This window comes from Gottfriedia acidiceleris (assembly GCF_050457485.1).
Lineage (GTDB): Bacteria > Bacillota > Bacilli > Bacillales > Bacillaceae_G > Gottfriedia > Gottfriedia acidiceleris_D.
The window spans coordinates 71,252-85,272 of record NZ_JBCMJM010000012.1 but is presented as its reverse complement, the minus strand read 5'-3'; the positions used below and the strand labels follow the sequence as shown (position 1 = coordinate 85,272).

At 32.6% G+C, this 14,021-nt stretch carries 12 protein-coding genes; 2 read left to right on the top strand and 10 right to left on the bottom strand.

Annotated elements, in window-relative coordinates; translation table 11 throughout:
- Positions 1–33 precede the first annotated feature (33 nt).
- Positions 34–675 (bottom strand): TVP38/TMEM64 family protein, encoded by a 642-nt coding sequence (locus tag ABEY15_RS13490; RefSeq protein ID WP_429890623.1) that lies wholly within the window; start codon positions 673–675, stop codon positions 34–36.
- A 704-nt stretch (positions 676–1,379) separates the two neighbouring features.
- Here ABEY15_RS13490 and ABEY15_RS13485 point away from each other — a divergent pair.
- Positions 1,380–1,700: a hypothetical protein gene (locus ABEY15_RS13485; RefSeq protein WP_429890621.1), complete on the top strand. Its 321-nt coding sequence runs from the start codon at positions 1,380–1,382 to the stop codon at positions 1,698–1,700.
- Between the two features lie 413 nt (positions 1,701–2,113).
- Here the strand turns inward: ABEY15_RS13485 and ABEY15_RS13480 are convergent, their stop codons facing one another.
- From ABEY15_RS13480 to ABEY15_RS13450, 7 genes are all read right to left on the bottom strand, one after another.
- Positions 2,114–2,689, bottom strand: coding sequence for a competence protein ComK (locus ABEY15_RS13480; protein ID WP_429890620.1), 576 nt, complete (start codon positions 2,687–2,689; stop codon positions 2,114–2,116).
- 293 nt (positions 2,690–2,982) lie between these two features.
- Positions 2,983–4,272 (bottom strand): isocitrate lyase, encoded by a 1,290-nt coding sequence (gene aceA / locus ABEY15_RS13475; RefSeq protein WP_098234710.1) that lies wholly within the window; start codon positions 4,270–4,272, stop codon positions 2,983–2,985.
- A gap of 18 nt (positions 4,273–4,290) precedes the next feature.
- Entirely contained in the window at positions 4,291–5,877 is a 1,587-nt protein-coding gene (gene aceB / locus ABEY15_RS13470) for a malate synthase A (RefSeq protein ID WP_429890618.1), read from the bottom strand.
- A gap of 456 nt (positions 5,878–6,333) precedes the next feature.
- Positions 6,334–7,611: a M48 family metallopeptidase gene (locus ABEY15_RS13465; RefSeq protein ID WP_429890617.1), complete on the bottom strand. Its 1,278-nt coding sequence runs from the start codon at positions 7,609–7,611 to the stop codon at positions 6,334–6,336.
- Between the two features lie 136 nt (positions 7,612–7,747).
- A complete protein-coding gene (locus ABEY15_RS13460) occupies positions 7,748–9,280 on the bottom strand; it encodes a fatty acid--CoA ligase family protein (RefSeq protein ID WP_429890616.1) in 1,533 nt (510 codons plus the stop codon).
- 148 nt (positions 9,281–9,428) lie between these two features.
- Entirely contained in the window at positions 9,429–10,418 is a 990-nt protein-coding gene (locus tag ABEY15_RS13455) for a lipoate--protein ligase (protein WP_429890614.1), read from the bottom strand.
- A gap of 10 nt (positions 10,419–10,428) precedes the next feature.
- Complete coding sequence (locus ABEY15_RS13450) at positions 10,429–11,163, bottom strand: MBL fold metallo-hydrolase (RefSeq protein WP_429890613.1); 735 nt, start codon at positions 11,161–11,163, stop codon at positions 10,429–10,431.
- A 180-nt stretch (positions 11,164–11,343) separates the two neighbouring features.
- Between ABEY15_RS13450 and yhfH the strand changes: the two genes are divergently transcribed.
- Positions 11,344–11,475: a protein YhfH gene (gene yhfH / locus ABEY15_RS13445; protein ID WP_084006798.1), complete on the top strand. Its 132-nt coding sequence runs from the start codon at positions 11,344–11,346 to the stop codon at positions 11,473–11,475.
- A 141-nt stretch (positions 11,476–11,616) separates the two neighbouring features.
- Here yhfH and hemY read toward each other — a convergent pair whose 3' ends face one another.
- Together hemY and hemH are read right to left on the bottom strand one after the other, a co-directional pair.
- Entirely contained in the window at positions 11,617–13,038 is a 1,422-nt protein-coding gene (gene hemY / locus ABEY15_RS13440; protein WP_429890612.1) for a protoporphyrinogen oxidase, read from the bottom strand.
- 27 nt (positions 13,039–13,065) lie between these two features.
- Positions 13,066–13,998 (bottom strand): ferrochelatase, encoded by a 933-nt coding sequence (gene hemH, locus ABEY15_RS13435; RefSeq protein ID WP_429890611.1) that lies wholly within the window; start codon positions 13,996–13,998, stop codon positions 13,066–13,068.
- Positions 13,999–14,021: the final 23 nt, after the last annotated feature.

Below are 14,021 nucleotides of genomic sequence, written 5' to 3'. Positions count from 1 at the left end.
AAGTTGCTCTCTCCCTCCGTGAGTCATAATGCTTTATTGCTCATCAGATGATCGAGACGCACTCTTTTTCTCTGTTGTTTTATCTTTGATGTCCATACGTTTCTCAATCACTTTTCCAACAATCCATAATACGAAAATAAAAATTCCTATGTACAATGCTTTAATCGGTTTTTGAAACACTGAAGTTAAATCTTTCCCTAAATAACTAATCATCGCGATCATAGTAAATTTACCAAGTACTAACGCGATTAGAAATTGGGATATTTTAATACGGGACAAACCGGCTACTATATTTATTAAAAAAGATGGCGAAAACGGAAATGCAAACATAATAAAAATTGGACCAAATCCCCTTTTTTCAATCCACCCTATTGATGATTCTACTTTCTTATGCTTACTTACAAATGAAAAAAATCGTTTCTGACCAAATTTTCTAACAACATAGAATAGTAAAATGGAACCTAAGCAAGAACCAATCCATGAATATAAAAAACCTAATAAAGGACCAAATGCTGCTGCATTAGCAAATACAAAAATGACCAAAGGTAAAATTGGACAAATTGCTTCAATAAAAGGGATTGATATTCCAACTAGTGGACCATAATCTTTGTATTGTTGAATGAGATGTAAAAAATGTTCTTCTGTAAAAAAAGCCTTTAAGTCAAAAACGTTCATTTAAATATGAATCTCTCCTTAAGCCGTATTTCTAAATAGATATCCTTACTGTTAACATTATCACATATAACTATTTATTCAATAATAATAAATGATTCTAACTAGTATTTTTTGTAATAATTCAACTGATTATCTTATAAAATTTTTTTTACTAATTTGTTCCTAATGATACTTAATGTAATTCTAATAAACTATTTTTGAAATAAATAAAAAAACTACTTCACTGAATGGAAAAGTAGTTTTTTCATGCGTTGAAATAGAGTTTGTCGATTTTGAAGTGTTATCTTTTTCGCCTCAACACGAATTAGCTGTCCGTATTCATTTGTATAAGCCCAATATTCCCGTTTTCCAAATCCGATTTCTACGTTGACATTCGAGCGTCTATGTCCTGATATATCCCCGCCGTTTACTTCAATTAGACCTGTTACCTTTGAAGTGCTAGATGCAGGAACACTTTTGTTGGGTTCAATATTGCTCGTCGGTTTTTCTGTGTCACCATAAGATGAACTCTTCTTGGTTTGAACAGTCTTAGAAGCCGTGCTGGTTGGGTGGGGTCTGCACTTTTTTTGACGAAGTCTGTTCAGTGATTTTTCCGCAACCCACAGATTGGGGAAAATACAAAAATTTAAGGCATATAAATTTTGGAATAGTTTAACTATTAGTTATTTATACATGATATTATGAAAATGAAAGGTGGTGATATTGTGGTATGGTTTATTGTAATTGTAATAGTAATAATTGGTATAATACTTAAAATGAATAGCACTTCTAGCCATAACGAAGAAAAACATTCTCCTGAAGAAATCGTAGAAATTGCTGAATTCGAACTTAAATTCAGGTCAGAATTTGCAAAAAATAAAATGTTACTAAAGATTGGTAAGATAACAGATAGACAATCAATGGAATGGTCAAAAAATTTATTGGAAGAACACAGTGAAATTCAAAGAAGATACAATATAACAGAAGCAGAAATGTCTGAATACTATGAACTTGTATATTCTAAATCAAGCGTTTATCATAATTAAAATTATTTTAAATCCTTAGTAAAACTAGGGATTTTTTCATAGTCCCTAATTTCCGGACAAACAAATACAGATAGTAAAATCACAGTAAATAAATTCAAAAATATTCTTTTGTTCACACTTCTGCACACCTTCCTCATGTTTCTACTCTAGACAAACCATATTTAAACGATAACGCATTTTGATCTTTTGTTGGAATATATCTATCGTTGGTATTGAATCCTTATGTAACTAACCTGCCAGTTATTTGCATAAGAAATCTACAATCTACTTTAACAGCTCCTTCTTATTAAGAATCGAATGGACTAAATTTCGGAATTTCTCAATAATCTTTTCTTCTACAAATCTGTACAAATAAACCCCATAAAAAAACTACTTTACTAAATGTTAAGTAGTCAAATTTTAATCTTTTACTTTTATTTTTCGTGTATTGAAATTCCTTTTATATATGATGTAATTTCGTTATCAGGGATTAATTTATAAGATTTCTGTTGGGTATTTTCAGGATTGAGGCGATCTTCATAAATAGCCCTTAAATGTGCAGTTCGGTATAATTGGTTTTCAAATGAACCCCGAGATATTTCTAATGGAAGTTCAACACCATTGAAAAATTCAACAACTGATCGATTGTATTTACCGCCTCTGAAATTAGAAACATGATTGTAGGAGATCCAAGAACATTCTACTTTTAAAGAAGATGAAGTGGGGAAAAAGAAAATTTGATTCATTGAGCTAATCGCTATTGGTGGTTTGTGAGTGATGGAAATCATTTGTTTCGTTCCTTCACGCCTACCCCGGTAACTACTCCCGAAGTAAGCACAGCTTCTTTCAATAATTTCAATGGGTTTCATTAAAACATAAAAATTATCATCTGTTTCGAATACCTTTGAAATCACTACTAAATCGACCGTAAATTCTGGAATGATTGCCATTGTTGACTTATTAATCTCGTACTCATTTAATACTTTAACTTGTCCTTTCACATGATTCATCTTTACAACTCCTTCTGTTATTAGTATTGAAATGTTAAATTTTGTTGGCTTCAAGAACATTTTCTTAAATTAATTGAAGGCCAACAATTAAGTTTAACAAGATCAGATATAAAAATTTTTAACATGAAGTATAGTAGTTAACATTGATGTTAGAGAAATAATATCATAAAACATAATTTGTAAAATCATTTTTTAAATACTTTAACAAAAGTGTCATTGTTTACTAAATTTTAGGATAAAAGCCAATAGAAAAACCACCTTTCTCACAATTGAAAAAAGTGGTTTTTTACTAATTAATTAGATGAAAATTGTTGTTCTTCGGTAGAGCCTTTAAGAGCTGTTGTTGAAGAAGTTCCTCCAGTAATAATTTGAGCTACTTGATCAAAATATCCTGTTCCAACTTCACGTTGATGTCTTGTTGCAGTGTATCCATATTGTTCACTTGCAAATTCAGCTTGTTGAAGTTCTGAATATGCTCCCATTCCACGATCTTTGTAATTTCTAGCTAATTCAAACATGCCAAAGTTTAATGCGTGGAAACCAGCAAGGGTAACGAATTGGAATTTATAACCCATTGCTGCAATTTGTTGTTGGAATGTCTCGATTGTTTCGTCATCTAGTTTCTTCTTCCAGTTAAATGAAGGTGAACAGTTATAAGCTAATAATTTACCTGGGAATTTAGCATGAATAGCGTCTGCAAAACGTTTTGCATCTTCTAGGTTTGGCTCTGACGTCTCACACCAAACTAAGTCTGCATACGGTGCATAAGCAAGACCACGAGCAATTGCTTGATCTAACCCCGCTTTTGTACGATAAAAACCTTCAGGCGTTCTTTCACCTGTAATAAATTGTTTGTCGACGGGATCAATATCACTTGTAATTAAATCTGCTGCATCTGCATCAGTTCGTGCAACAATAAGGGTAGGAACTCCCATTACATCCGCTGCTAAACGAGCAGATATTAAGTTGCGAACCGCCGTTTGTGTTGGTAATAATACTTTCCCACCTAAATGGCCACATTTTTTCTCCGAAGACAATTGATCTTCAAAATGTACACCTGCCGCTCCTGCTTCAATCATACTTTTCATTAGTTCAAATACATTTAATTGTCCACCGAAGCCAGCCTCTGCATCTGCCATAATCGGTGCGAAGTAGTCGATTTCTTCTCCACCTTCAACATATTGAATTTGATCTGCACGTTGAAAAGCCTGATTAATTCGTTTTACAACTGCTGGTACAGAATTTGCCGGATATAAGCTTTGATCTGGGTACATTTGACCTGAAAGATTCGCATCGGCAGCAACTTGCCAACCACTTAAATAAATAGCCTTCAAACCTGCTTTTACTTGTTGAATTGCTTGATTTCCAGTTAATGCTCCTAGTGCATTAACATAGCTTTCTTCATTTAAAAGCTTCCATAATTTTTCCGCGCCTTTTTTTGCCAATGTTTGTTCAATATCAATTGATCCTCTTAATTTAATTACATCTTCAGCAGTGTATGTTCTTGTAATACCATTCCATCTAGAATCAAGTTCCCAGCTTTCTTGTAATTCAGCAATACGCTTTTCACGATTTTTCGTCATATTCAATTCCTCCTAATTTTATAAAAAGTTATATCCTTTTAAAGTCAGAAAGTCAGCAAATTCATCGTTGCTAATTAACTCATCAAATAATTCAATTGCTTCACTAAATCGTTTTGCTTGAAATTGTTCTTTCCCAATTTCTAGTTGAAGCTTCATCATTTCTTCATTTTTTAATGAATCCACTAATTGTAAAGTAATGTTTGTACCATCCTCTAAAACACCTTTTTCATGACGCACCCATTGCCAAATTTGCGCACGCGAAATTTCAGCAGTCGCAGCATCCTCCATTAAATTGTATAGTGGCACCGCACCTCGACCACTTATCCATGCTTCTATATATTGAATCGCAACTGTTATATTTGTTCTGAGACCTTGTTCAGTAATAACACCACTAGGAATCTCTAAAAGGTCCGCCTCAGTTACATTAACATCCTCACGTTTTCTATGAATCTGATTTGGTGTAGGCATAAATCGATTAAACTGTTCAAGAGCTACAGCTACTAAACCAGGATGAGCTACCCAAGTTCCATCGTGTCCATCCTTTGCTTCACGCTCTTTATCTTTTCTTACCTTTTCAAACGCAACTTCATTTCGCTCTTTATCATCTTTAATAGGAATTTGAGCTGCCATTCCTCCAATTGCCGGAGCATTTCTACGATGACAAGTTTGAATAACTTTTTGAGAATATGAACGCATAAAAGGTACTTCCATCGTCACAACAGATCGATCAGGTAAAATAATAGATTTGTCGTATCGCATCATTTTGATAAAACTAAAAATATAATCCCATCTGCCGCAATTAAATCCAGCTGAATGATCCTTTAATTCATAAAGTATCTCATCCATTTCAAATGAAGCAGCAATTGTTTCGATTAATACAGTTGCTTTAATAGTACCAACAGGTATATTCAATTCATTTTGAGCAAATAAAAACACATCATTCCATAATCTTGCTTCCAAATAACTTTCCATTTTTGGTAAATAAAAATAAGGTCCTGAGCCGTTTTTTATTGCTTGTTTCGCATTATGAAAGAAATAAAGTCCAAAATCTACTAAGCTACCAGACATATTTTCACCATTTACAGTGATATGTTTTTCTTCTAAATGCCAGCCTCTTGGTCGTACTAATAGTACAGCCGGCTTCTCTTTTAACTTATATGTTTTTCCATTTGAATGAAGTGAAATTGTTCGGTTCACAGCATCTCTTAAATTAACCTGACCCGAAATGATATTTTCCCAAGTTGGAGAAGTAGCATCTTCAAAATCAGCCATGAAAACAAACGCATCAGAATTCAATGCATTGATAATCATTTTCCGATCAACTGGTCCTGTTATCTCTACTCTTCGATCTTGTAAATCCGTTGGTATAGGTGCAATTGTCCATTCACTTTCACGAATGTGTTTTGTTTCCTCTAAAAATTGGAGCTTACCCCCATTTTGTAAAAAGCTCATTCTTTCTTTTCTGTTTAATAACAGCTGTTGTCTACGTTGATCAAATTTCAGATGTAATTGCTCTAAAAAACTTAATGCTTCGGTCGTAAGAATGTCAGTTGAACCCTCTACATGATTACCTAGAACTTTGATTTTTGAAAGCTCAGTTGTCATATGATCCCTCCATTCAGTTATATAACAGATATTGATTACTTATGTTATTATATAACAGTATATTCGGATTTGATATTAAATTCTGAAAATATTTCCAAAAGAATTTTCGACAGCTCAGCTATTTAAAGTATGGAAGTTTATTTCAATTAAATAAAAAAAACACCCTTAAGGATGTTTTTAGACGAGTGTCTATCTTATCTCGGTAGTCCACTGATACCCAAATTATTTTATATAAATCGAGAGGTCCCACCTATTTTCCATTTTCTGAGATTCTGCGACTTCAATTTGCGTACCATTGTCTTTAATAAAGTTTAGTAAAAGTATAATAAATTAATATGACACATTTATAGTAGTTGATCCTATTTACAATTAAGACATATGAAGAGCTTTTTTATAATACAAAAAAAGCTTGTAGATATTGGTACAATACCAATCAATCTACAAGCTACTTTTACCCTATTTATTATTGTTTCTTTTTTCAGCAGCTTCTAAATACTGCATTCTTTCCAACATTGTCGGATGATCATATCTAAACAATTTCACTAAAAATGGTGGATTTACTTGAGACAAACTGTTTTTGGATAACTTTTGAAATGCTATAATCCCTGCCTCCGGATCATGTGTTAGCTTAACTGCATATAAATCTGCTCTTTTCTCGGCAGTTCTTGAAAATGCATTTGAGATCGGATCAGAAATAAAGCCTACAATTCCACTAATGATCAAAAATAAGGTTAGGATGACGGCCATTTTTTCGGTTGAATGACTACTCCTACTCTTTGATAGTACATACTTCATTAATAAATGAATGATGTACAGACCGACTAAACTACCTGCTAGCATACCAAACATTGATTTATAGATATCTTTATGAACGTAATGTGACATTTCATGAGCCATGATGAACATAATTTCATCTTCTGTTAGCCCTTTAAGAGTTGTATCCCAAAGTACAATCCTAGCGTTTTTACCTATACCAGTAACATATGCATTATAAGTAGTTGTCTTAGTGGACATATTTACTTCATATACCCGATGTGCAGGAATATTTGCTTCTTTAGCTAGGGTAATAATTTTCTTTTCTAAATTTTTATCTTTTAATGGGTAAAAATCATTATATAAGGGATCAATTACTACAGGCTGAATAAACGTTAAGAAAATCGTAAAAGGAATACTTAATAGCCATGCAGTTAGCCACCATTTCTTTGGTTGTTTTTTGATTAACAAATACACAACATACATCACAAAAAACATCATTCCAAAATTTATCCAAAAACTAATCATTTCATCCTTCATCCACGCATTAAATGTTTGAACAGACAATCCGTATTTCGTCGATAATTTAAATCGATAGAAATCAATTGGAAATGAAACGATATATGTAGCGACCGATACAAAAAAGAAATATAAAAAAACTTGTATAAACTTAAATCTAGTCAATTTAGATAATGAGTCACCTAATCTTTCAATTGATCCACTTAATAATAAAAGTGATAATACAATCCAATCAATCGGTAAGGTAATAAAGTAAAGTACATTTTTTAAAGTGCTATAACTAGAGCTTAAATTAGCTTCCTTATGATTCATGAATGTATGTGGATCAACAAATGTTCCTTTATATTTTGAAGGTAGGTCAGAAGTCGTAAAAACATAAAAGTATAACAGGACTAAAATGATATAAACGAGATAGCCTAGACAGATGAATTTGGTTAATTTAGATTTAGTTGCTTTTTTCATAAAATCTCCCCCCATTCTATATTATCAACTTTGTCCAATTTTTTAGAACTTCAACCTATTATATTTTTTAAATACTTATTATCCGAAATGCAAAAAGAGAGAGCATCAAAAAGAGCTCTCTCCTCTATACTACGATTTATTGTGTAACTGAATCTTTCAATGCTCTTCTAAGTATTTTACCAGTTGCATTTTTTGGTAGCTCTGGAATGAACTCTATTGATCTTGGTACTTTATATTTTGCTAAGTGCGCCTTGCAGTATTCTGCCAAGGTCTCCACACTTAATGAAGGATTTTTTGAAACAACATAGGCTTTTACACTTTCTCCAAAATTATCATCTGGTAGCCCAATAACCGCACATTCAACAACATCTGGATGATTATAAATTACTTCTTCAACTTCACGAGGGTATACATTATAGCCACCAACAAGAATCAATTCTTTTTTACGATCGACTATATAGAAATAACCATCTTCATCAATTCTTGCTAGGTCACCAGTATATAACCAGCCATCGCGTATCGTCATTGCTGTTTCTTCAGGCATATTATAATAGCCTTTCATTATGTTTGGTCCGCGGACGATTAATTCACCTACTTCACCAACTGCTACTTCTTCACCAAGAGCATTTACAACTTTATTTTCTACATTGCTAATATTTGTCCCAATTGATCCTGCTTTTCTAGGACGATCTAATGGATTAAACGTCGTAACAGGTGACGCTTCTGATAATCCATAACCTTCAGAAATAATAACTTTAAATTTCTTCTCAAAATTCTCTAATAATGCAACCGGTAAAGAGGAACCACCTGAAACGCATAGTCGGATTGACTCAAAGTCTTCTGTTTTTCCTTCAGGGAATTGATATAAGAAATTATACATTGTTGGCACACCTGCAAATACAGTTGCTTTGTATGTACGAATAATATCAAATATTTCTTTTGGGCTAAATTTAGGCACTAAAATAACAGTAGCTCCATACATTAAAGGCGCGTTTAAAGCTACAGTTAAACAAAATACATGGAAAGCAGGTAAAGTTGCAATTACCTTTTCTGTATTTGAAAAGCTTAAGAAGTGTCCAGCATCCATTGCATTCGAATAAAGGTTTTTATGCGTTAACATAGCTCCCTTTGGTTTTCCTGTTGTACCAGAAGTATATAAAATGACTGCTAAATCATCATCATGTAATTCAGGTCCTTTGAAATCTATGTCTCCAATTCCAACTACATTTGTAAACGATTTCAATTTATTGTTCTCAAATTCATAAGGATTTTCTTGTTTTGTTTCACAAATAATGAAGTGATCGATATTAGGAAGAATCGGTGAAGCTTTTTCTACTAGTGGAAGAAATAAGTCTAAGGTGATAACTGCTTTTGCGTCGCCGTTTGTTAATATGTATACTAATTCATCTGGTGCATATAGAGGATTAACCGGTATTACAGCCGCTCCAACCTTCAACGCACCATATAGTGCTATAATAAAATGAGGAGAATTACCAACAACTAGAGCTACTTTATCTCCCTTTTCTATCCCTAATTTTGAGAGGCCACTCGCAAATTTTGTAATATAAGTATCTAGTGTTGAGTATGAAAATGTCTGCCCTTCAAAGATAATAGCAGAATGTTCAGGATGCCTTAAAGCTGATTGTGACAGTGTTTCAACTAAATTCAAGAAAAATTACCCCCTTTAAATATAAAAATTTAAAATATTCTAAATATATTATATTGCTAGAAAACAATTCTGACAAGTGAGAAAACTAGCACTTTTTAGACTTCTGATTTTTTAACAAACAAAAAAAGAGTAGTTTCCTACTCTTTTTTTAAAATAATAAACTCATAAATTCTTCTTTCGTTACATTACCAAAATAATGGGTAAAATTAACTTCATTTAACTTATTTTCAATCTCTTGTTGATCAAATTTACTACCAATCAGAAGCTGTTCTATATCAGATACATCTCCTACCCCAAAGAAGTCACCATAAATTTTAACATTCTCAATGATTCCTTTGTTTACATCTAAACGAAGATCAATCGAACCAGCCGCAAATCTTTTACTTTGTTGAATATTGCATTTAGGAGATTTTCCAAAATTCCAATCCCAATTACGGTATCTACTCTCAGCAAGTTCTTTAATATTTTTTATATCTTCATCTGTCCATTCGTATCGTTCTATTTTCCCATGTTCTTTAAAAATAGATTGTAAAATTAAATCTTTAAATTCTAAGATTGTTAAATCGTCTTTTAAAAATTCCTTAATATTTGCAACTCTACTTCGGACTGATTTAATTCCTTTAGATTGAATTTTTTCTAGCTTTACATTTAATGCATTTACAACTTCATCTATATCACTATCAAACAACAATGTACCGTGGCTAAACATTCTACCTCTAGTAGAAAATTGTGCATTACCTGAGATTTTTCTACCTTCTGCTAATATATCATTTCTTCCACTAAGATCAGCATTCACACCGAGTTCCTTTAGTGCCTCGATCACTGGCTCAGTAAACTTTCTAAAATTATGAAAGCTGTCACCATCATCTTTTGTAATAAAACTAAAGTTAAGATTCCCTAAATCATGATATACCGCTCCACCACCAGATAATCTTCGAACTACATGGATATTATGATCATTTACATATGAAGCATTAATCTCCTCGGCAGTATTTTGATTTTTACCAATAATGATTGATGGTTCATTAATATAAAATAAAAAGTATGTATTTTCAGGATCCAGGTTTTTTAGCGCATATTCTTCCATCGCTAAATTTAATGTTGGATCCGTTATTCCCCTATTATCTAAAAATAGCATGTGTATCCTCCTATAATTTCGATTTCCATTCAAAACCTGTATAAGCTAAATGAACAAGTCCATTATAATACTTTTGGGCTTCATTTATTAAATCTTTTGTATTTCCGCTATGAGGAAGATGTGATAATAATAATTCTTTTACATTTGCTTCATTTGCAATTGTTGCGGCATCTTTGCTGCTCATATGCCCCACTTTAGCACCATCTTGATTTTCATACATATTACAGTCACTAATAAGCAAATCCGCGTTGGAAGAAAAGGGTATGAAGTCTTCCATATAGCTTGAATCAGCTGTATAGACTACTGAGTGAGTTGCTGTTTCAATTCGCATTGCAAAACAATCTACCGGATGAACTGTCTTAATAAATCGAATAGTAAATGGACCTAGGTCGAGAGCTTCATTTGGATTATATTCATATCCTTTTGTTGCTTCTTTATATGTTAACGAATTAAATTTTACATTATCAAATTTATGTCCGTATATAGGTAAAGCAAACTTAACCTTTCCAGCATTTACAAGTTTGAAGTATTGTAGTACTCCTATATCTGCAATATGATCATGATGATAATGTGACAGGATTACAGCATTTAAGCTATTAGGATCTATGAAATTTTGTAATGTAGCTAATGCACCTGAACCACAATCAACCAATAGATTAAAATTTTTGGATTTAAATATATAACATGAAGTTGCTTCACCTTTACCTGGATAGCCTCCCCAATAACCAATAACGGTTACTTTCATAAAACAAACACACTCCTTTATACTTATTATTTCTATGAAAATTTAAATTTATAAGCTTGTCCTTACTGTTTTAAAAAAATAGGCGTTTAGATTATTTTAAAAAAATTGTACTAATACAGATTGACACAAAATACGTTGTAGTAATACAATACTAATAAGTTAACTAAAGGAGAGGGTAACATGCTTGTAAAAATGTCCGAATTTTTAAAACTATTACCAAAGAAATTATGTAAACACTGTAATTCGACGATTGAAGAACAACATGATTGCTACAGTAACACTTGTTCAAATTGTTTAAAAGATAGTTTTTAAGTGAAGTCTTTTAGGATCAGCAATTTTCTTAATGAAATTATTAAACATATTATTAGTACAGAGGCATAATAAAAAGAGCAACCTAAAAGTATCGATCTACTTTTTTGGTTGCTCTATTCTTTACTAATTGTTTTAAAAGCCTTAATAGCTTCGAACAGCTTGTTTTTCATGTGAGAACAAGTATTCAATTGTATCTGAAACTGCTTTTTCACCTTGATCTATACAGTCTGGTAAGCCGGACCCATAAAATGAGCAACCGATCACCGATACACCAGGCATTTCTTTTTGTAAATATTGTTCCATATTTTTCGTACGCTCTTTATGATTAATCGTATATTGAGGCATAGCATCTTTCCATCTTGAAACAATATAAAACTCTGGTTTTTCAGTTATATCCATCGTTTTTCTTAAATCTTCTAAAACAATTTCAACAAGTTCTTCATCGGTTTTATCGACTATTTCCTTATTGTAAGGTCGTCCAACGTAACAACGTAATAGAACTTTACCTTTTGGACATGCATGTGCCCATTTTTTATGAGTCCAAGTACAAGCTGTTATATTATAGTCATTATTACGTGAAACAACAAAGCCTGTACCATTTATATCCTTCTTAATTGCATGCTCTGGAAATGCAAGTGCAACATTCGCAACTGATGTAGAAGGAACTCTTTTGAAAGGCTCAAATACAGGTTTATTGTTAAATAGTTGTGGAATAAAACGATGAGGTACAGTAACGATAATTGAATCTGCTTCAATCTTTTCATTATTGCTAAGTACAATCTCATATTTTTTTCCAATTTTATTTATATTTACTACTTGTACACCTTTTAAAACTTCCTCTTGATCTAACTCTTCTTCAATTCGTTCAACAATTGTTTGAAGACCTGTACTTACAGTCTGGAAAATTCCTTTTCTAGGACCTTTTGATTTCTTCACAGGCATCTCTTTTTTCATTCCTAGAACAATACTTTGATGTTTTTGTTCAATTTGGAAGAATTGAGGGAACGTTGCCATTAAACTCATTTGGTCAATGTCACCTGAATAAATACCTGATAAAAGAGGTTCAATTAGATTCTCAACTACTTCATTACCAAGTCTTCTTCTAAAAAATTTACCTAGTGACATATCCCCTTGGACATGTGTTTTTGGTAATACAAAATCTAATCCTGCACGGATTTTTCCTGCTGGTGAAAATAGACCCGAAAAAATAAAAGGCTTGATTTGTGTAGGAATCCCCATGTTTGAACCTTCTGGCATACCATGTAATTTATTATGAGCTAATACATAGGATTTTCCAGAAGTGTTAAAAACGATTTGATCTTGGATACCTAAGTTTTCAGCTAATCGATATGCACTCTTTTTCCTTGCCAAAAATGAGTCAGGACCACGTTCAATAACAAATCCATCTTTTCTAATTGTTTGGATTTTTCCTCCAAGCCTTGATGAACCTTCAATTAATTGAATATCAATTGGAAGATTATTTTTTAATTTTTCTTGTTTTAAATAGTAGGCAGATGTCAATCCAGTAATACCGCCACCAATAATGACAACCTTCTTATTCACTTCTTTACCTCCTATTTCAAAACCATATTATTGTTCGTTTAATTTCCTTATTACAACCGTACTAAGCCCACTAATAAATAATGGATCTGTATTAGGCATCGGTGGACGAACATATGCTTTTTGAATTTCATCCGTTACTTGTTTACATTCTATATCATTGTCATACAGTACTTCTAAATGCTCACTTACAAATCCTAATGGTAAGTAGACGTAAGTTTCAAAATCATAATTTTCATCCAACTCACGTGTTAAATCTTGTACATCAGGTCCAAGCCAAGGGTCTGGTGTATTACCAGCACTTTGCCATCCTAGAAAATAATGACGAATATCAGATTGCTGAACGACTAACTCAGCAGTTTCCTTAAGTTGCTCGGGGTATGGATCTCCATAAGTAAGAATTTTTTCCGGTAAACTATGCGCTGAGAAAATAAATGCCGTTTTCACACGTTGCTCTTCATTCATTGGTTCAAGAATAGCTTCTACTTCACGAACCCAATATTGAATAAATCGTTCTTCTTTATACCAATCATCTACATGGATAATTTTTGGTCCATCAATTTTTTCTGAATGATTAGTAGCACGTTCGTTATATGACTTTACACTAAACGTAGAATAATGTGGTGCAAGTACGATACTCACTGCTTTTGTTATACCATCTTTTTTCATTTCATCTACTGCATCTTCAATGAATGGTTCAATATGCTTTAGTCCAATGTACATTTTGAATTCTACATTGTCTTGGATCTTATTTAAATCTTCTTCTAATGCTTTTGCTTGTTCAATTGTAATTTTTGCTAAAGGAGAGATTCCTCCAATTGCACGATATCGTTCTGTCAGTTCTTCTAGCGCCTCTTGTGAAGGCTTTCTACCTCTACGAATATCTGTATAATAACGCTCAATATCCGATTCTTTATATGGCGTGCCGTAAGCCATAACTAATAAACCGATTTTTTCTTTCATGTCATCACCATAGTCCTTTTATA

What these genes read in the sequence shown, in the direction of transcription:
- ABEY15_RS13490 (WP_429890623.1), bottom strand. Translation starts at nt 675, where the DNA reads ATGAACGTTTTTGACTTAAAGGCTTTTTTTACAGAAGAACATTTTTTA.
- ABEY15_RS13480 (WP_429890620.1), bottom strand. Translation starts at nt 2,689, where the DNA reads ATGAATCATGTGAAAGGACAAGTTAAAGTATTAAATGAGTACGAGATT.
- aceA (WP_098234710.1), bottom strand. Translation starts at nt 4,272, where the DNA reads ATGACGAAAAATCGTGAAAAGCGTATTGCTGAATTACAAGAAAGCTGG.
- aceB (WP_429890618.1), bottom strand. Translation starts at nt 5,877, where the DNA reads ATGACAACTGAGCTTTCAAAAATCAAAGTTCTAGGTAATCATGTAGAG.
- ABEY15_RS13465 (WP_429890617.1), bottom strand. Translation starts at nt 7,611, where the DNA reads ATGAAAAAAGCAACTAAATCTAAATTAACCAAATTCATCTGTCTAGGC.
- ABEY15_RS13455 (WP_429890614.1), bottom strand. Translation starts at nt 10,418, where the DNA reads ATGCTATTTTTAGATAATAGGGGAATAACGGATCCAACATTAAATTTA.
- ABEY15_RS13450 (WP_429890613.1), bottom strand. Translation starts at nt 11,163, where the DNA reads ATGAAAGTAACCGTTATTGGTTATTGGGGAGGCTATCCAGGTAAAGGT.
- yhfH (WP_084006798.1), top strand. Translation starts at nt 11,344, where the DNA reads ATGCTTGTAAAAATGTCCGAATTTTTAAAACTATTACCAAAGAAATTA.
- hemH (WP_429890611.1), bottom strand. Translation starts at nt 13,998, where the DNA reads ATGAAAGAAAAAATCGGTTTATTAGTTATGGCTTACGGCACGCCATAT.